A 16,539-nucleotide genomic window follows, 5' to 3' on the forward strand; every position below is an offset into this window, starting at 1 on the left:
CGCAAAAAACGCTTTTCATGACGTCATCCGGTCCGACACCGCGGCAGATCATCGTCTTCGTGCTGTATTCGGCGCTGTGCCTGCCCGCGAGCATGACCGTCGCCGGCTATGTCGCGACCCGGATCACGCGGAACGTGTCGAATTTCGAAGGCGGTGCGGGCTACGCGGCGCTCGTGTGGATCATCATTTTGACCTGCGCGGTCTACGGGCTGTCGATCGCCCTGTGCGTGCTGCTGCGGAGAAGAACCGCGGTGCTCGCGGCCATGACGGTGGGGTTCGCCGCGCTGTCGGTGCCTGCGTTCAGGTTGGCCTGCCAGTTGGCGACCTAGCGCGTCGCGCCCATGGCTCGCGGAAAACAAAAAGGCCCGATCTTGCGATCGGGCCTTTCAAATTCCGTTGGTGGAGCGGAGGAGGATCGAACTCCCGACCTTCGCATTGCGAACGCGACGCTCTCCCAGCTGAGCTACCGCCCCAACAGACGACCATCATACACACGCATTTCCACGCTTGGCAATAGGGGTTACGTCACCCGCGACGCGTTACTTTGACGGCGCGCCGGCCAGCACCCATTCGACCACCGACCGGACGTCGGCGTCGCTCATGCGCGGATGCGCGGGCATCGGAATCGCGCCCCACACGCCCGAGCCGCCGTCCTTCACCTTCTTCGACAGCTTCGCGACGGCCTGCGGATCGGACTTGTAGCGAGCGGCGATGTCCTTGAACGACGGGCCGACGAGCTTGCGGTCGACCGCGTGGCAGCCCATGCACGCGTTGCCGCGCGCCACTTTCAGGCCGTCGCCGACGTCCGCGTGAGCCGCACCCAGCGTGCCGGCCACGAGCGCCATGGCCGCGCCACCGTGCACCATCCAGCGTTTCATCTGCTTCATCTGCATGCCCGTCATTGCGCCTTCGCCTTCGGATTGCCGGGATGCACGCTCGACGAATTCGAGATCGGCGCGGGCGGCTGCAGCGGCGTGGACTGCACCGACGCGTCGGGCACCGCGCCGACCGTCGCGCTGTCCGCCGGTGCGGCAGCCGCCTGCGCGCCGGATGCGCCGCTCGCGGGCGACGCGTCCTGCAGCGCCTGCGCGTCCTGCGGCTTCACGTACTGGAACACCTTCACGACCTTCTCGACGCCCGGCACCTGGCTCGCGGCTTCCGCGCCGCGATTGCCTTCGTCCACCGTCACGAGCCCCATCAGGTAAAGATTGCCGCGTTCAGCGACGACCTTGTAGTAGTTCGCCGAGATGCCTTTCGTCGCGATCAGCTCGGATTTCACGCGCCCTTCGAGGTACGAGTCGTTCGCGCGCGACGACAGCGACGACGCGGGCCCGACCGACAGTTCGTTGACGATGCCGTTCACGTTGTTGATGCCGCGCACGATTTCCTCGGCGCGCTGCTTCGACGCATCGTTCGGCACCTCGCCCGTCAGCAGCACGCGGCGGTTGAACACCGTCACGTTCACGTGCGACTGGTCCGGCAGCCCGTTGTTGATCTGCGAGAGCGACTTGACCTGGATCTCGCGATCCTCCGTCTGCGCGCCAAGCGTACGGCGATCGGTCGCGATCAGCGCGCCGCCGCCGGCCGCTGCGCCCACGACCCCGAGCACACAGCCCTGCAGCGACACGGCGAGGCCCGCCGTCAGCGCGGCGAGCAGCGTGGTTCTGACGAGCGTCTGTTTGACGCGGCTTTGATTCATCGACGGCTCTCCTTCGTTCAATCCTCACCCAGCAGCATCGCGTCGATGCCGTCGCACAGGCAGTGGATGGTCAGCAGATGGACTTCGTGGATGCGCGCCGCGCGAACGGCGGGCACACTGATCGGAATATCGGTGTCGGACAGCGCGGCCGCCACCGTGTGGTCGTTGCCGCCCGTCAACGCGACGACGGTCATCTCGCGCTCGTGCGCCTCGCCGATCGCCGCGAGCACGCGCGGCGATGCGCCGCCCGCATCGAGCACCAGCAGGATGTCGCCCGTCTGGCCCAGCACGCGCACCTGCTGCGCGAACAACTGCTCGGCGGCCGCCACGCCCGCGAGGCCGGCCTGCGACGCGTCGGTGGCCAGCGCGATCGCGGGCAGACCCGGACGCTCGCGCTCGAAACCGCCGACGAGCGACGCGGCGAGGTACTGCGCGGCGGCGGCCGACGGGCCGTCGCCGCACGCGACGATCTTGTTGCCGTTCGCCAGTGCGGCGAACATCGCATCGACCGCGGCTGCGATCGGCAGCGACAGCGCGTCGGCCGCTTCGGCGTGAAGCGCGGCGCTGTCGCGAAATTGTTGCTGAATACGTTCGACTGACATCGATTCCTGGTGAACTGGGCGCGCGGCACAACTCGCGCGACATCGTGGGTGCGGCGAGTTTACCGTACTCCGGCGCCCTCTCCGGCGGTCCGGCAAGAACTCTTTACATCTCGTCACAGCTCGCGGCTACGCATCGTCGGTACGAAATGCATCGCGCAGCCACGCAAGCCGGCCGGCCTCGAACGCGACGACGTCGAAACGGCACGCGGCGCCGGCGCCGTGCCGCGACCAGAACTGCAGCGCGGCCGCGACCAGGCGCCGCCGCTTGCGCCAGCCGACGCTCGCGGCCGCGCCGCCATGCCGGGTGCTGCGCCGCGCGCGCACCTCGACGAACACGAGCATGCCGTCGGGCTCGCGCATCACGAGATCGAGCTCGCCGCCGCGCATCGTCACATTGGCGGCGACGAACGCGAGACCATGACGCTCGAGAAACTGCCGCGCGCGCTGCTCGAACGCCGCGCCGACCGGTTTGGATCGCGCCGCGCCGGAAAAGTTGTCGCCCGAAGGCGGCCGGCCGCGCGCGCCATCCGGCCGGGCCCGCGCCGCGTGGCACAATGCCGTCCTTGTTCCGTTCGTGCCGCGATTGCGTGCATTGCCTGCCATGACTGCCCTCCTCGAACTCGCGCATACGCAGCACTACCCGGACGCCGCGCTCTACGTGGTCGCCACGCCGATCGGCAATACGGCCGACATCACGCTGCGCGCGCTGCACGTGCTCGGCCTCGCCGACCGCATCGCGGCCGAAGACACCCGCAACACGGGCCAGTTGCTCGCCCGCTACGGGATATCGAAACCGCTCGTGGCCGTGCACGAGCACAACGAACGCGAAGCCGCGCAGCGCGTGATCGAACTGCTGCGTGGCGGCGAACGCGTGGCCTATGTGTCGGACGCCGGCACGCCGGGCATCTCCGACCCCGGCGCGCGGCTCGTCGACGCCGTGCGCGCGGCCGGCTTCGCAGTGGTTCCGCTGCCCGGCGCGAGCGCGGCCGTGACCGCGCTGAGCGTGGCCGGCGACTGGGCCGGCGCGTTCACGTTCGCGGGCTTCCTGCCGCCGAAGGCCAAGCAGCGCGCGACCGCGCTGCAGGCGCTGGCGTCGCACCCGTACGCGCTGGTGTTCTACGAAGCGCCGCACCGGATCGCCGAAACCGTCGCCGCGCTCGCCGACGCGTTCGGCCCCGCGCGCCGGCTGCTGATCGCGCGCGAGCTCACCAAGCTACACGAGCAGTTGTTTCAGGGCACCCTGGCCGAAGGACAGAGCTGGCTCGCCGGCGATGCGAACCGGCAGCGCGGCGAGTTCGTGCTGGTCGTCGAAGGCGCGCCGGCGGCAAGCGGCGAAGCGGACGACGCCGCGCACGACGCGCTGCTCAGGCTGCTGCTGGACGAGGTGCCGGTGAAGAGCGCGGCCCGGCTCGCGGCCGCGCTGACGGGCGCATCGCGCAACACGCTGTATGCGCGTGCGCTGGTGCTGAAGGAAGGCAGGGAAGACTGACGCGCGCCGCCGCCGCGCGAAAAGTACAAAGGGCTGCCGGAAGGCAGCCCTTTGTGCATGAGCGGTGGATTCTCCGGACGGGATCGCCGCGTTACTTCGCCGAGATCGACGCGAACATTTCGTCGCGCGCCTCGCGCGCTTCTTGCGGCGACAGCCCCTCGATCTTCACGCGGCCCGTGCCGGCGTGCACGAGGCCGATCACCTTGGCCGCCGCATACGACAGGTCGAGCACGCGGCCGCGCTTGAACGGCCCGCGATCGTTGACCTTCACGACGACCCACTTGCCGGTCGATGCGTTCGTCACCTTGATGTACGACGACAGCGGCAGCGTGCGGTGCGCGGCGGTGAACGCGTTCATGTTGAAGCGTTCGCCGTTCGCGGTGCGGCGGCCGTGGAAATCGCGCCCGTACCACGATGCGCGGCCGCTCTGGCGGAAATCGGATACATCCTTGCCGTCGATCGGCTCGGCGTCGGCCAGCGACGACTTCTTCGCGTCCTTGCTGTCGGCGGCCGGCATCGATGCCAGCGCGGAATCGAAATTGAGCGGCTGCTTGTCGTCGTCCGCCTTCGCGGCAGCGGCCGTCTTGTCGACCGCCCGCTTCGGGTTCACGCTGCCGGTGGTCTGGCTGGGTGGCACCGCACAGCCCGTCAGCGCAAAAAACAATGCAATGGTTCCGAATCGGCTCGGAAAACGTAAATTCATCGACGTGTCGCCTTCTGGTTCGGGCCGCATCGATACAACGCTGCTTCACAACGCGATGCGGCCCGGACGGCAAATGCGTGCACGCCCCGCTCGAATGCGAGCAGGCGGCTAGCATGGGCGCGGCGTTCGTCTGGGCCGCAACCGTCCTGATTAGTTTTCACGTCTGGCGCAACCTGTCCCCAACAGCCTGACCAGACCCCACATGCCGCCATCGAACATGGCTCCACGTTCGCGCGCGTCGATACGACCAACGCACAGGAACGGCGGCACAGGCCTCATCCGGCGGCGCGGCAGCAAGGCCGCAGGCGGGCGCGCAGCGCCCGGCCGGACAAGACGTGAGCACCGAATGTTCGGTGCTGGATACACCGCCGGACTCCCCGGCGGCCGATGCTTGACGGTGAATCGGATGCCTCGTTTAACGGGGCCGAAACACCAGCGAATGGCGTGAAATTCACGCGCAATGGGGCGCATTATACATAAATCAAAACCTTGTCTCGAAAAGGGTCCCCGGCGGACCATTGATTCTCGCTATGGCTGTAACAATCGGCATGCTCCGGGAATGCCCTGATGCGTGCACCTCGGGGTGCGTCGCACGCACGGCAGGCCGCGCGCGCGACCGGTACAATCGCTCCTTTTAGCCGCCGGTGCCTCCATGAAAGTCACGCTCATTCCGGTCACGCCGTTCCAGCAGAATTGCTCGCTGCTCGTCTGCGAGAAGACGGGCCGCGCCGCCGTCGTCGATCCGGGCGGCGATCTCGACCGGATCGAACAGGAAATCGCGCGGCAGAACGTGCAGGTCGACAAGGTGCTGCTCACGCACGGGCACATCGATCACTGCGCGGGCGCCAAGACGCTCGCGACGCGCTACGGCGTGCCGATCGAGGGGCCGCAGGAAGAAGAGCGCTTCTGGATCGAGAAGCTGCCGACGCAGAGCGAGCGCTTCGGCTTTCCGGCCGCCGACAGCTTCGAACCCGACCGGTGGCTGAACGACGGCGACACCGTGCAGTTCGGCGACGAAACGCTCGAGGTCTATCACTGCCCGGGCCACACGCCCGGCCACGTGGTGTTCTTCAGCCGCGCGCATCGCGTCGCGATCGTCGGCGACGTGCTGTTCGCGGGCTCGATCGGCCGGACCGATTTCCCGCGCGGCAATCACGAGGATCTCGTCCGTTCGATCAAGGAAAAGCTGTGGCCGCTCGGCGACGACGTCACGTTCGTGCCCGGCCACGGCCCCGTGTCGACGTTCGGCGACGAGCGCCGCACGAACCCGTTCGTGTCCGACAAGGTGTTCGGATGAACCAGACCGCCATCCCGGAAATTTACGTCAGCACCGACGTCGAGGCCGACGGCCCGATTCCCGGCCCGCACTCGATGCTGAGCTTCGCGTCGGCCGCCTATACCGAGGACAAGCAGCTGATCGCGACGTTCTCGGCGAACCTCGAGACGCTGCCCGGCGCGCACGCGCACCCGGTGCAGGAAGCGTGGTGGAAGACCGAGCCGGAAGCCTGGGCCGCGTGCCGGCGCGATCTGCAGACGCCCGAGGCGGCGCTGGTCGCCTACGTCGAATGGGTCGAGGCGCTGCCCGGCAAGCCGGTGTTCGTCGCGATGCCGGCCGGCTTCGACTTCACGTTCATGTTCTGGTACATGATGCGCTTCGCGGGGCGCTGCCCGTTCTCGTGGTCGGCGCTCGACATCAAGACGCTCGCGTTCGCGATGACGGGCCTGCCGTACCGCAAGGCGATCAAGCCGCGCTTTCCGAAGCACTGGTTCGACGACCATCCGCACACGCACGTCGCGCTCGACGACGCGATCGAGCAAGGCGCGCTGTTCTGCAACATGCTCGCCGACCTGCGCCGGCAGCAGGCGGCGCTGGCGGGCCTCGCGGTGTCGGATACCGATCGGTCGGAAAGCGCGGGGGCGGGACAAAATCCCACGGATCCGCGAGCAAATTAGCGAATCTCGCTCAGCGACGCGTCGCCAGATTGCCTTTCCTTTCCCGGCCCTCTAACATTCAGCGTGTTGTAGCTGCCGCATGGAGGCGCAGGTGACGCTCGATTCCTTTTCGCAAAAAATCCTTCGCCTGTTGCAGCTCGACGCGCGCCGTTCCGTTCAGGAAATCTCCGACCAGGTCGGGCTGTCGAGCACGCCGTGCTGGCGCCGCATCAAGGACATGGAACAGTCGGGCGTGATCCAGCGCTACACGGCGCTGCTCGATCGCGAGAAGCTCGGCCTGCACGTCTGCGCGCTCGCGCACGTGCACCTGACGCGCCACAACGAGGGCGGCGTCGAGCAGTTCGAACGCGAGATCGCGACCTGCCCGGAAGTCACCGAGTGCTACAGCACGACCGGCGAAGCCGATTACATCCTCAAGATCGTCGCGCCGGACATCAAGGCCTACGACGTGTTCCTCCACGAGCGCATCTTCAAGATCCCGGCCGTGTCGCAGGTGCGCACGAGCGTCGTGCTGCGCGAAATCAAGTTCGACACGCAATTGCCGCTGTAACGCGCGGGCCTGCCGCTGCGGCGGGCCGCGTCCGCGGTCGCGGGCTACCTGCCGGTCACGTCGGCGCGGGCAACGTGCGCGTGAAGCTGATCCGGCGCGCGCCGAACTCGCGCTTCAGCGTCTCGACGTCGAGCCGGCCGGCCAGCGCCGCGTCGGTGTCGCGCGGGTCGCTGTCGAGCGTCACGTCGACCTCGAGCCCCGTACTCAGGTAATGCAGGTTGATCGCCGCCGCACGCAGCCCGCGCTGCGCGAGCGCGGCCTCGAGCCGCGCCGCGAGCTCGCCGCGCGGCGGCAGCGCGAGCGCCGGGCGCCGCGCCGCGTCGTTCTCCGGGTCGACATGGATCAGCGCATCGAGCACGCGCGGGTCGGACAGCACGCGCGCACGCGCGGTCTCGGCGATGTAATGCCCTTCGGAGACGGAGATCTTCGGATCGACGAGGATGTGCGCATCGACGAGCGCGGCATCGCCCATCTTGCGCGTGCGCAGGTCGTGCACGTCGCGCACGCCGGGCGTCGCGGCGAGCAGCGCGCGAATCTCGGCCGTGTCGGCCGTATCGAGCGCGCGATCGGAGAGGTCCTGTAACGCGTCATAGCCGAACGTCCAGCCCATGCGCGCGACCATGAAGCCGACGATCGCCGCCGCGATCGGGTCGAGCAGCCGCACGCCGGCCAGGCTGCCGACGATGCCGATCGCGACGACCAGCGACGACGCGGCATCCGAACGCGCATGCCATGCGTTCGCGACCAGCATCGCCGAGCGCACGCGCCGCGCTTCGCGCAGCATGTAGCGAAACAGCGCTTCCTTCGACACGAGCACCGTCAGCGCAACGATCAGCGCGGAAAAATGGACGGCCGGAATATTTTCGAGATTAACGAGGCGGTCGCCGGCGCGCCAGAGCATGCCGATACCGACCGCAATCAGGATCGCGCCGAGAAACAGCGACGCGACCGTCTCGTAGCGGCTATGGCCGTAATTGTGGTCGGCATCGGGCGACGCGCCGCTATGCCGATTCGCAACCAGCACGACAAAATCCGAGATCAAATCGGAAATCGAATGCACGCCGTCGGCAATCAATGCCTGCGAATGCGCAATCACGCCGACGACGATCTGAAATGTCGCAAGTACGACATTCAGCACAATACTGACGAGCGTGCTCTTGCGCGCAACGGCGTGCTTATCTGCGCTCTGCGCGTCGCCGGAAAACGTGGACATGAAATATGAGATATCGGTGTGCGCATCGGTGTGCGATACGCAATTCTATCAAAGACGCGCCGCACGCCCTTCCAATACCCACAAATTTCCCATTTAAATCAATCGCTTATGCGAACGTGTCGCATTTTCATTCACACCGGATTCTTACATTTTCGTGACAGCGCCGACACGGGCCGCCGGCAGCCCGAAAACAAAAAAGCCGCGCTCCTCGACGGATACGCGGCTCTTTCGAAGAGCGGGCAACCTGAACGAACGTTTAAATCGCGAACTGGTCGCGGTTCTTGCCGGCGATCCAGCGCGGCGGCTTGCCACGGCCCGACCACGTCGCGCCCGTTTCCGGATCGCGGTACTTTGCCGCCACGCCAGCGCGCGGACGGCCGACCTTGCCGGCCTTCGCGCGGCTGAGACCGAGTTCGGCGAGCGAAAAGCCGTAGTCGGCAATTTTCTGCTTCACGTCATTCAGCACTTCAGCGTATTCACGCGACTTCGCTTCTTCGATTTGCTTCTCCAGCTTCTCCCGCTGGGCCAGCAGGTCCTTGTAAGAAGACATAGTTTCCCTTTCTATCTGACCAATGGCGCCGGTCTGCAGCCAGCTCACCATTCATGAAATATATGTGCCTCGGATTTTCGAAGGCAGAGATTAGCACAAAAAAGATTTGATAGAAGCGAGATTCATGAAAATCCTGAGACGCATTGTAATTCGCACATGTCATTTTGACCGGCCGCGGCCTTTTCTCAAATTTTCACGCTCCCGTACAGAGATTAGGACATTAGCGATTGGCTATTCGGTCTATCAACATACGCAATTACCCGCATTCGAAAAAATCAAAGCTTTCATCAGACGACAGTTTTGCGAAAACTACATGACGCCGTTCGCTAAACGGACAAATCCTGACCCGCGACGTCACGTCACATCCCGGGCGCAGGCGATCAGCCGATCGCGCAACGCCGCGGTATCGGCCAACGGCGCGTCGAACGGCGTACGCACGCGGCGGCCGTCGCATCGCCAGTCCGCGCCATGGCGATCGACGCCGAGCAGGTCGAGCCCGTCGCGGCGCGCGTCGCTCGTGTCGTAGGCATGCCACAGCGCCTGTTCGTCGTCGAACGCAAGCGGCGGCAGCGTATCGAGACGCGTGCCGTCGACCCAGCCCATTCGCCCGAACCCGACGATATGGCGCAGCCGCTCGATCTCGAGCGCCCAGAACGCGAAATCGCCGAGCGCCAGATAGCGCTCGGCGTCCGGCTCGTAGCGCCGGTAGCGCGCGGTGACGTGCGGATCGTCGCCGAGCGGCACGAACCGGCCCAGCAGCGTCGCGCGCTCGGCGCCCAGGACATCGTCGCCGCCCGCATCGACGACGAGAAAGCCCGCACGCGGATCGGCGGCGAGATTGCGCGTGTGCTCGGCCAGGCCGCTCACCAGGATCACGGGCCGATGGCTTGCATCGGGCGCAAACGGGACGACCGTCGGATACGGGAAGCCGTGCGGTTCGCGCGTATGAGTAGCGAGCGTGCCGAACGCGCAACGGTGCAGCAGATGCAAGGTACGGGCGGGATCGATGTTCAAGGGGACTCCTGCGGTGAAAAAGCGGCGTCGGGCATGGTTTCGATGTTACCCGCGGGCGCCGCGCGCCGCGCATCGGCCGGATGGCCAATGTGCCACCGGGCGCCGCCGCGGGATGGCGCGATCGCCCGCGCATCGGCCGAACGGCCAGCGCCCGGCAGGATCGTAAGCGGTTCGATAGAATCGGACAAATCCGACCGGCGCCGCCCGCGCCCGCGCATTTCCCTGCCGAGCCTTCCCGTGTCCGAATCCTCCTCCCCCGAATCGTCGTCTCCGTTCGCCGCGCCGCCCGACGCGCACCGCGTGCTGCCCTTGCCGGCCCGCCAGCGCGCGCGCACGGCGTCGATGGCGCTGTTCTTCGTCGCCGGCATGATGTACGCGTCGTGGGGCGTGCACGTGCCGACCGTGCGCGACAAGTTCGCGCTGAGCCCCGGGCTGCTGTCGATCGCGCTGTTCGCGGTCGCCGGCGGGTCGATCGCCGCGATGCTGACCATCGCGCGCTGGATCGCGCGCGTCGGTTCGCGCACCGCGTGCCTCGCCGGCGGGCTCGTGATGGCCGCGTGCGCGGCGCTGATCCTCGTCGTGCCCGACTACTGGATGCTGATCGCGGTGCTCGCGCTGTTCGGCTTCTCGATGGCGACGCTCGACGTCGCGATGAATGCCGAGGCCAGCGCGGTCGAAATCGCACTCGGCAAACCGATCATGTCGTCGCTGCACGGGATGTTCAGCATCGGCGGGATGGCCGGCGCGGCGGCCGGCGGCGCGCTGCTGTCGGCCGGCATGGCGCCCGTCGCGCATCTCGCGCTCGCGGCGGCGGTGAGCGCCGCGGTGCTCGTGGCCGCGAGCCCGGCCGTGCTGCCTCACGTGCCGCATCACGAGCACGCGCACGGCGGCGGCAACCGCTGGCGCTCGCCTGCGTTGTGGATGCTCGGCGGCATCGCGCTGATCGCGCTGATCGCCGAAGGCGCGATGTACGACTGGGCGACGGTCTACATGCGCGACGTCGTCGCGGCGAGCCCGGCGCTCGCGAGCGCCGCGTACGCGGCGTTCTCGGGCGGGATGGCCATCGCGCGCTTCGCGGGCGACGCCGTGCGCGCACGCTTCGGCGCGCCGCAGCTCGTGTTCGCGAGCGCGTCGCTCGCCTGCGCGGGGATGATCGGCGCGCTGCTGCTGCCGTATCCGGCCGCGGTGCTCACGGGCTTCACGCTGATGGGCCTCGGGCTGGCCAACATGATGCCCGTGCTGTTCGCGGCCGCCGCGCGCGTGAAGGGCATCCACGCGGCCGAAGGGCTCGCGCACGTGGCCGGGCTCGCGTATTTCGGTCTGCTGTTCGGTCCGGTCGTGATCGGGGCGGTCGCGCAGGCCGCGAACCTGACGGTCGGCCTGTCGGTCGTCGCGCTGTGCGCGGCGCTCGTCGCACTCGTCGCGCCGAGGGTGCTCGCGCACCTGAAGATCTGACGGCCCGCCGGCGCCCGCCGGCCCCAAAAGAAAACGCGCATGCGTTGCCGCATGCGCGTTTTCACCCCTTCTGTCGGCCGCTTGCCGCGTTACATCTTCACTTCGTCGAGCAGCGACTTCTTGCCGCTCTTGTAGTTGTACAGCGAGATCACGCCGTGCTGCAGGTCGCCCTTCGAATCGAACGTCGTCGTGCCGATCACGCCCGTGTACTTCGTCGCCGGCATCGCCGCGAGGATCTTCGCCGGGTCCGTCGAGTTCGCGCGCTTCATCGCGTCGGCGATGATGTACACGGCGTCATACGTGAACGGTGCGTAGATCTGGATCGGCTGGCCGAAACGCTTCTCGTACTTCGCCTTGAACGCCGCGCCGCCCGGCATCTTCTCGAGCGAGGCACCGGCTTCCGAGCACACGATGTTGTCGGTCGCGTCGCCGGCCAGGTCGGCCAGCTTCTCCGTGCACACGCCGTCGCCCGCGAAGATCTTCGCGCGCAGGCCGAGCTGCTTCGCCTGTTTCGCGAACGGGCCGCCGGTGGCGTCCATGCCGCCGTACATGATCGCGTCCGGGTTTTCGCCCTTGATCTTGGTCAGAATCGCGCGGAAGTCGACCGCCTTGTCGTTGGTCGCGTCATGCGACATCACCTTCAGGCCGAGCGCCTTCGCCTTCTTCTCGAACTCGTTCGCGAGGCCCTGGCCGTACGCGGTCGAATCGTCGACCACCGCCACGCTCTTGATGCCCTTCGAGTGCGCGTAGTTCGCCAGTGCCGGGCCCTGCTGCGCATCGGTCGCGACCACGCGGTACGTGGTCTTGAAGCCCTGCTGCGTGTACGCCGGGTTGGTCGCCGACGGCGAGATCTGCACGATGCCCGCGTCGCTGTAGATCTTCGAGGCCGGGATCGACGTGCCGGAGTTCAGGTGGCCGACCACCGCGACGACCTTGTCGTCGACGAGCTTCTGCGCAACCTGCGTCGCCTGCCGCGGGTCGGCGGCGTCGTCCTGCGGGTCGAGTTGCAGCGTGATCTTCTGGCCGCCGATCGTGAGACCCTTCGCGTTGAGTTCCTCGACGGCGAGACGCGCGCCGTTTTCGTTGTCCTTGCCCAGGTGTGCAATGCCGCCCGTCAACGGCGCGACGTGGCCGATCTTGACGACTTGATCGGCGGACGCGTTGCTTGCAGCTGCAGCACACAGCATCGCCGCTGCGGTGATCGGCAACAGCTTTTGCATCTTGATATTCATGTAAGTCTCCAGTTCGGTCCCAATAAACGCCATCGCCCGGTGCCCCGCTGCCATCCCTGTGTTTGCAATCACTGGACGATTCGCCGGTTGCATCCTTCATGCACTTGGCCTCAAGCACGTGAAAACAGCCGCTTTTAGCAGCCGCCCGCCCGTACTTGCGCGCAAGTGTAGGTGATCAAATTAATTTGTGGGACTTTTTTGGGGTAGTGGTAACACTACCGATATCGGCGCTTTGGAGAAATGACTCGAATATCGCTGCAGGCCCCGCCAGATAAGGGTTTCCGCTAATTCACGGCGATCCGTCGAAAGGTCGTTTCGGCCCATTCCCGGAGGCATTTCGATTCGGTATTTTGTGACCTGGATCATTGAATGAAACGCGCGTGACACCACGCGCGTTTCGTCGCCCGATGACATGAATGGTTCAAGCGGCCGAAGCAGTGTTCAGGCAGCCGATGCGCGCCATTCGGCGTCGAGCGCGGCGACCAGTTGCGCCGTCGTCAGCGCATCGCCGCGCCGCCGCGCGAGCGGCGCGCCCTGGCCGGCCCACAGCGACAGATAGTCGCCGTCGTTCGCGCGCGCGGCGGCCTGGCGCAGCGGCTGGGTCAGCGCGTTCTGCACCGGATACGGCGCGGCGTCGGCCTCGTGCTCGCCGAGCCGCGCCATCAGCGTGTTGCGCAGCCCGCGTGCATGACGGCCGGTGATCGCGCGCGTGACCTGCGTCGACGTATCGGCGCTCGCGAGCAGGCGCGCCTTCCAGTCCGCCGCGATCGCGCTTTCCGCGCACGTGAGAAACGCGGTGCCGAGCTGGGCGCCCTGCGCGCCGAGCGCGAGCGCGGCCGCGATGCCGCGGCCGTCCATGATGCCGCCCGCGGCGAGCACCGGCAGGCCCGTCGCGTCGACGAGCTGCGGGACGAGCGCGAGCGTGCCGATCAGCGCGTCGGCGGCCGAACCGATGAAGGTGCCGCGATGGCCGCCCGCCTCGGCGCCCTGCGCGGACAGCGCGTCGGCGCCGGCCGCCCGCCACGCGAGCCCTTCGGCGACGTGCGTCGCGGTGCCGATCACATAGGTACCGGCGGCTTTCAGGCGGGCGACGTCGGCCGCGTCGAGCACGCCGAACGTGAAGCTCGCGACCGGCACGCGCAGCGCGACGAGCGCATCGAGCTGCGCACGGAAATCGGGCGCGTAGCGCGCAGGCGCCGCGCCCGGCGGCAGGCCGAGCGCGGCGTTCAGCGGGTCGATCGCCGCGAGTGCGCGCGAGACGGTCGCCGCGTCCGGCGCGACTTCATCGGGCAGGACGAACAGGTTGATCGCGAACGGGCGATCGGTCGCCGCGCGGATCGCGGCGACTTCCGTCCCGATGCGCTCCGGTGCGAGCGCGCCGGCGCCGAGGCTGCCGAGCGCACCGGCATTCGATGCGGCGGCGACCATCGCGGTCGTGGTCGCGCCGACCATCGGCGCCTGCACGAGCGGCAGACGCAGGCCGAAGCGTTCGGAAAAGGGCGTGGAAAACGAGCGGGCAGACATGGCGAATCCTTCGATGACGGTGCGCGAAAGCGCTTTGTAAAGGCCGGCACATCGACTTTATCGAAGCGGCGCGGCGCCGAAAAATGAATAATCGAGATCGAAACGATCGCTGCGCGAGAAGCGCCCGCGTGCGCTGCAGCAGCGGGCGATTGGTGGCACACTAGGCCGCCTCTTATCACTCCGGGGCGCCTCCCGCACCCCGCACGCCAGGAGTTCAGAACGTGACTGCCCAATGGATCGACATCCCGACCGGTAACGACAGCTTCGGCGGCTATCTCGCACTGCCCAAGCGCGGCAAGGGGCCTGCCGTCATCATCATCCAGGAGATCTTCGGCGTGAACGCGCACATTCGTGCGGTCGCCGACCAGTATGCGGCCGACGGCTTCGTCGCGCTCGCGCCCGACGTGTTCTGGCGCACGCAGCCGCGCGTCGAGCTGACCTACGAGGGCGCGGATCGCGACAAGGGCATCGAGCTGCTCAAGAAAACCGACGTGGGTCTCGCGGTCGCGGACATCGTCGCGGCGGCCGACGCGTTGCGCGCCCGTCCCGAAGTGGCCGGCAAGCTCGCCGCGATCGGCTACTGCTTCGGCGGCCAGCTCGCGTATCGCGCGGCCGCGACCGGCAAGCTCGACGCGGCGGTGTCCTATTACGGCGGCGGCATCCAGAACGCGCTCGACCTCGCCGGCCAGATCACGCAGCCGATCCTGTTCCACTACGCGGAAAACGACCACGGCATTCCGCTCGACGCCGTCGACCAGGTGAAGGCCGCATTCGCCGGCCGCGGCCACGCGTCGTTCCACGTGTACCCGGGCGCCGAGCACGGCTTCAACTGCACGGACCGCGCATCGTACAACCAGCGCGCGGCGGCGCTCGCACACGGTCGCACGCTGACGTTCCTCGCCGAGCATCTTTAAAAAGGCACGGCCGCGGGCCTGCACGCCGGGCCCGCGTTATGCTCGCACCATCGCCATGAGTCACAACGGGGGTGACCGCGATGCACTCGGACTATCTCGCGCATGACGCAATCGGCCTCGCCGCGCTCGTGCGCGACCGCCAGGCCAGCCCGCGCGAACTGCTCGACGCCGCGATCGGCCAGGCCGAAGCGGTCAACGGCGCGATCAACGCGATCGTGCTGCACGACTACGAAGCCGCGCGCGCGCGTGCGGCGGCCACGCCCGCACCCGGCGCCGATACGCCGTTCGCGGGCGTGCCGTATCTCGTCAAGGATCTCGGCGCGGCGGTCGCCGGGCTGCCGCTGTCGATGGGCAGCCGGCACTACCGGTACTTCGTGCCGGCCGACGATTCGCCGGTGATCGCGCGCAGCCGCGCGGCGGGCCTGAACATATTCGGCAAGACCAACACGTCCGAGATCGGCCAGATGCCGTACACGGAACCGGCGCTGTTCGGCGCGTGCCGCAACCCGTGGAACCTCGACCATACGCCCGGCGGCTCGAGCGGCGGCGCGGCGGCGGCCGTCGCGGCCGGCATCGTGCCGCTCGCGCATGCGTCCGACGGCGGCGGCTCGATCCGCATTCCGGCGTCGTGCTGCGGGCTGTTCGGCCTGAAGCCGAGCCGCAATCCGGTGCTCGTCGACCTGCCGTCGAACGGCGAACTCGTCGTCCAGCACGCGGTGTCGCGCAGCGTGCGCGACAGTGCGCTGCTGCTCGACGTGACGACCGGCCAGACGCGGCCGCCCGGTGCGCCCGGCACCTTCCTCGGCGCGCTCGATACGCCGCCCGGCCCGCTGCGGATCGGCCTCGTCGTCGATCCGATGCTCGCGCCGGCGCTCGCGGCCGACACGCGCGCGGCGCTCGACGACGCGGCCGCGCTGCTCGAATCGCTCGGCCACCACGTCGAGCCGACGACGCTGCCGATCGACTACGCGCGCGCGGCCGAAACCTTCCTCACGCTGTGGGCGACGATCGCCGAGGACATGGTGCTCGGCGCGCGCGAACTGACGGGCCGCGCGCCGCGACGCGGCGAATTCGAGGCCGCGACGTGGGCGATGGCCGTGGTCGGCCGCCGCCTCGCGCGCACGCGCCTGGCGGACGTGCTCGAATGGCAGCGCCAGCTCACCGTGCAGGTCGCGGGCCTCGTGTCGCGCTACGACGCGATCCTGTGCGCGTCGCTCGCGGGGCCGCCGGTGAAGATCGGCGAACTGCAGCCGACGCCGTTCGAATCCGCGCAGATGAAGCTCGTCGCCGCATTGCCGGTGAAGCCGCTGCTGAAGGAAATGCTCGCGAAGTCGTCGGAGAAGGCGTTCGCGTGGGCCGGCTGCACCGAGCTGTTCAACCTGACCGGCCAGCCGGCGATGTCGGTGCCGCTGTACTGGAATGCGCGCGGGCTGCCGATCGGCGTGCAGTTCGCCGCGCGCCACGCCGACGACGCGTTGCTGCTCCGGCTCGCGCGGCAGCTCGAACAGGCGCGGCCGTGGTTCGACCGCCGCCCGCCGCTGATGCAGGCGCAGCGCTGACGCGCGCGCGTTTGCGCCGCGCGTCGTACTTCTCGATGAACCATGAAAAAGCCCCGCCGGCGCAAACCGGCGGGGCTTTCAC

The 16,539-nt window shown here is 67.9% G+C and carries 18 protein-coding genes and 1 tRNA gene; 8 read left to right on the forward strand and 11 right to left on the reverse strand.

Translation table 11 applies throughout. The features are described from left to right. The first annotated feature begins 17 nt into the window (after positions 1–17). A complete protein-coding gene (locus tag WS64_RS10265; protein WP_060966392.1) occupies positions 18–329 on the forward strand; it encodes a hypothetical protein in 312 nt (103 codons plus the stop codon). 68 nt (positions 330–397) lie between these two features. Here the strand turns inward: WS64_RS10265 and WS64_RS10270 are convergent. The 5 genes from WS64_RS10270 to WS64_RS10290 all read right to left on the reverse strand — a co-directional run bounded on the left by WS64_RS10270 (position 398) and on the right by WS64_RS10290 (position 2,856). Continuing rightward, a tRNA-Ala gene (locus WS64_RS10270) sits at positions 398–473 on the reverse strand. A 66-nt stretch (positions 474–539) separates the two neighbouring features. After that, a complete protein-coding gene (locus WS64_RS10275) occupies positions 540–902 on the reverse strand; it encodes a c-type cytochrome (protein ID WP_059578167.1) in 363 nt (120 codons plus the stop codon). Then, positions 899–1,699 carry a BON domain-containing protein gene (locus tag WS64_RS10280; RefSeq protein WP_059578262.1) on the reverse strand — a complete coding sequence of 267 codons (801 nt, stop codon included), beginning with the start codon at positions 1,697–1,699 and terminating at the stop codon, positions 899–901. The genes WS64_RS10275 and WS64_RS10280 overlap by 4 nt, the downstream gene beginning before the upstream one ends. Positions 1,700–1,716: 17 nt before the next feature. After that, entirely contained in the window at positions 1,717–2,301 is a 585-nt protein-coding gene (locus WS64_RS10285; RefSeq protein WP_060310187.1) for an SIS domain-containing protein, read from the reverse strand. Between the two features lie 126 nt (positions 2,302–2,427). Continuing rightward, positions 2,428–2,856, reverse strand: coding sequence for a YraN family protein (locus tag WS64_RS10290; protein ID WP_208606854.1), 429 nt, complete (start codon positions 2,854–2,856; stop codon positions 2,428–2,430). Between the two features lie 46 nt (positions 2,857–2,902). Here WS64_RS10290 and rsmI point away from each other — a divergent pair, with 46 nt between their 5' ends. Beyond that, positions 2,903–3,790, forward strand: coding sequence for a 16S rRNA (cytidine(1402)-2'-O)-methyltransferase (rsmI, locus tag WS64_RS10295; RefSeq protein ID WP_060966394.1), 888 nt, complete (start codon positions 2,903–2,905; stop codon positions 3,788–3,790). Positions 3,791–3,881: 91 nt separating this feature from the next. On the opposite strand, the gene WS64_RS10300 is transcribed toward rsmI, so the two are convergent. Beyond that, a complete protein-coding gene (locus WS64_RS10300) occupies positions 3,882–4,493 on the reverse strand; it encodes a septal ring lytic transglycosylase RlpA family protein (RefSeq protein ID WP_059578260.1) in 612 nt (203 codons plus the stop codon). 652 nt (positions 4,494–5,145) lie between these two features. Here WS64_RS10300 and WS64_RS10305 point away from each other — a divergent pair. From WS64_RS10305 to WS64_RS10315, 3 genes are all read left to right on the forward strand, one after another. Further along, the gene (locus WS64_RS10305; protein WP_059638358.1) at positions 5,146–5,790 is read left to right on the forward strand and encodes an MBL fold metallo-hydrolase; all 645 of its coding nucleotides are present in this window, start codon (positions 5,146–5,148) and stop codon (positions 5,788–5,790) included. Further along, a complete protein-coding gene (locus WS64_RS10310; RefSeq protein WP_006483674.1) occupies positions 5,787–6,446 on the forward strand; it encodes a 3'-5' exonuclease family protein in 660 nt (219 codons plus the stop codon). The genes WS64_RS10305 and WS64_RS10310 overlap by 4 nt, the downstream gene beginning before the upstream one ends. A 79-nt stretch (positions 6,447–6,525) precedes the next feature. Beyond that, on the forward strand, positions 6,526–6,996 hold the full coding sequence (locus tag WS64_RS10315) for an Lrp/AsnC family transcriptional regulator (RefSeq protein ID WP_006477376.1): 471 nt from the start codon (positions 6,526–6,528) through the stop codon (positions 6,994–6,996). A 55-nt stretch (positions 6,997–7,051) separates the two neighbouring features. Here the strand turns inward: WS64_RS10315 and WS64_RS10320 are convergent, their stop codons facing one another. The 3 genes from WS64_RS10320 to WS64_RS10330 form a co-directional block, all read right to left on the reverse strand. Next, the gene (locus tag WS64_RS10320) at positions 7,052–8,209 is read right to left on the reverse strand and encodes a cation diffusion facilitator family transporter (RefSeq protein ID WP_060966395.1); all 1,158 of its coding nucleotides are present in this window, start codon (positions 8,207–8,209) and stop codon (positions 7,052–7,054) included. Between the two features lie 256 nt (positions 8,210–8,465). Continuing rightward, positions 8,466–8,759, reverse strand: coding sequence for an H-NS histone family protein (locus WS64_RS10325; protein WP_034209561.1), 294 nt, complete (start codon positions 8,757–8,759; stop codon positions 8,466–8,468). Between the two features lie 354 nt (positions 8,760–9,113). Beyond that, the gene (locus tag WS64_RS10330) at positions 9,114–9,773 is read right to left on the reverse strand and encodes a HugZ family pyridoxamine 5'-phosphate oxidase (protein WP_060966396.1); all 660 of its coding nucleotides are present in this window, start codon (positions 9,771–9,773) and stop codon (positions 9,114–9,116) included. A gap of 237 nt (positions 9,774–10,010) precedes the next feature. On the opposite strand from WS64_RS10330, the gene WS64_RS10335 reads away from it, so the two are divergent. After that, positions 10,011–11,228, forward strand: a complete 1,218-nt coding sequence (locus WS64_RS10335) for an MFS transporter (RefSeq protein ID WP_059578148.1) — start codon at positions 10,011–10,013, stop codon at positions 11,226–11,228. A gap of 89 nt (positions 11,229–11,317) precedes the next feature. Here the strand turns inward: WS64_RS10335 and WS64_RS10340 are convergent, their stop codons facing one another. After that, positions 11,318–12,460, reverse strand: a complete 1,143-nt coding sequence (locus WS64_RS10340) for a branched-chain amino acid ABC transporter substrate-binding protein (RefSeq protein ID WP_059578145.1) — start codon at positions 12,458–12,460, stop codon at positions 11,318–11,320. 441 nt (positions 12,461–12,901) lie between these two features. Then, positions 12,902–13,984, reverse strand: a complete 1,083-nt coding sequence (locus WS64_RS10345) for an NAD(P)H-dependent flavin oxidoreductase (RefSeq protein ID WP_060966397.1) — start codon at positions 13,982–13,984, stop codon at positions 12,902–12,904. Positions 13,985–14,205: 221 nt separating this feature from the next. Here WS64_RS10345 and WS64_RS10350 point away from each other — a divergent pair, with 221 nt between their 5' ends. Together WS64_RS10350 and WS64_RS10355 are read left to right on the forward strand one after the other, a co-directional pair. Further along, on the forward strand, positions 14,206–14,898 hold the full coding sequence (locus tag WS64_RS10350) for a dienelactone hydrolase family protein (protein ID WP_059578138.1): 693 nt from the start codon (positions 14,206–14,208) through the stop codon (positions 14,896–14,898). An 80-nt stretch (positions 14,899–14,978) separates the two neighbouring features. After that, positions 14,979–16,457: an amidase gene (locus WS64_RS10355; RefSeq protein ID WP_060966939.1), complete on the forward strand. Its 1,479-nt coding sequence runs from the start codon at positions 14,979–14,981 to the stop codon at positions 16,455–16,457. Positions 16,458–16,539: the final 82 nt, after the last annotated feature.

The organism is Burkholderia anthina (genome assembly GCF_001547525.1).
Classification (GTDB): domain Bacteria; phylum Pseudomonadota; class Gammaproteobacteria; order Burkholderiales; family Burkholderiaceae; genus Burkholderia; species Burkholderia semiarida.

What these genes read in the sequence shown, in the direction of transcription:
- WS64_RS10265 (WP_060966392.1), top strand. Translation starts at nt 18, where the DNA reads ATGACGTCATCCGGTCCGACACCGCGGCAGATCATCGTCTTCGTGCTG.
- WS64_RS10275 (WP_059578167.1), bottom strand. Translation starts at nt 902, where the DNA reads ATGACGGGCATGCAGATGAAGCAGATGAAACGCTGGATGGTGCACGGT.
- WS64_RS10280 (WP_059578262.1), bottom strand. Translation starts at nt 1,699, where the DNA reads ATGAATCAAAGCCGCGTCAAACAGACGCTCGTCAGAACCACGCTGCTC.
- WS64_RS10285 (WP_060310187.1), bottom strand. Translation starts at nt 2,301, where the DNA reads ATGTCAGTCGAACGTATTCAGCAACAATTTCGCGACAGCGCCGCGCTT.
- rsmI (WP_060966394.1), top strand. Translation starts at nt 2,903, where the DNA reads ATGACTGCCCTCCTCGAACTCGCGCATACGCAGCACTACCCGGACGCC.
- WS64_RS10300 (WP_059578260.1), bottom strand. Translation starts at nt 4,493, where the DNA reads ATGAATTTACGTTTTCCGAGCCGATTCGGAACCATTGCATTGTTTTTT.
- WS64_RS10305 (WP_059638358.1), top strand. Translation starts at nt 5,146, where the DNA reads ATGAAAGTCACGCTCATTCCGGTCACGCCGTTCCAGCAGAATTGCTCG.
- WS64_RS10310 (WP_006483674.1), top strand. Translation starts at nt 5,787, where the DNA reads ATGAACCAGACCGCCATCCCGGAAATTTACGTCAGCACCGACGTCGAG.
- WS64_RS10315 (WP_006477376.1), top strand. Translation starts at nt 6,526, where the DNA reads ATGGAGGCGCAGGTGACGCTCGATTCCTTTTCGCAAAAAATCCTTCGC.
- WS64_RS10320 (WP_060966395.1), bottom strand. Translation starts at nt 8,209, where the DNA reads ATGTCCACGTTTTCCGGCGACGCGCAGAGCGCAGATAAGCACGCCGTT.
- WS64_RS10325 (WP_034209561.1), bottom strand. Translation starts at nt 8,759, where the DNA reads ATGTCTTCTTACAAGGACCTGCTGGCCCAGCGGGAGAAGCTGGAGAAG.
- WS64_RS10340 (WP_059578145.1), bottom strand. Translation starts at nt 12,460, where the DNA reads ATGAATATCAAGATGCAAAAGCTGTTGCCGATCACCGCAGCGGCGATG.
- WS64_RS10345 (WP_060966397.1), bottom strand. Translation starts at nt 13,984, where the DNA reads ATGTCTGCCCGCTCGTTTTCCACGCCCTTTTCCGAACGCTTCGGCCTG.
- WS64_RS10355 (WP_060966939.1), top strand. Translation starts at nt 14,979, where the DNA reads ATGCACTCGGACTATCTCGCGCATGACGCAATCGGCCTCGCCGCGCTC.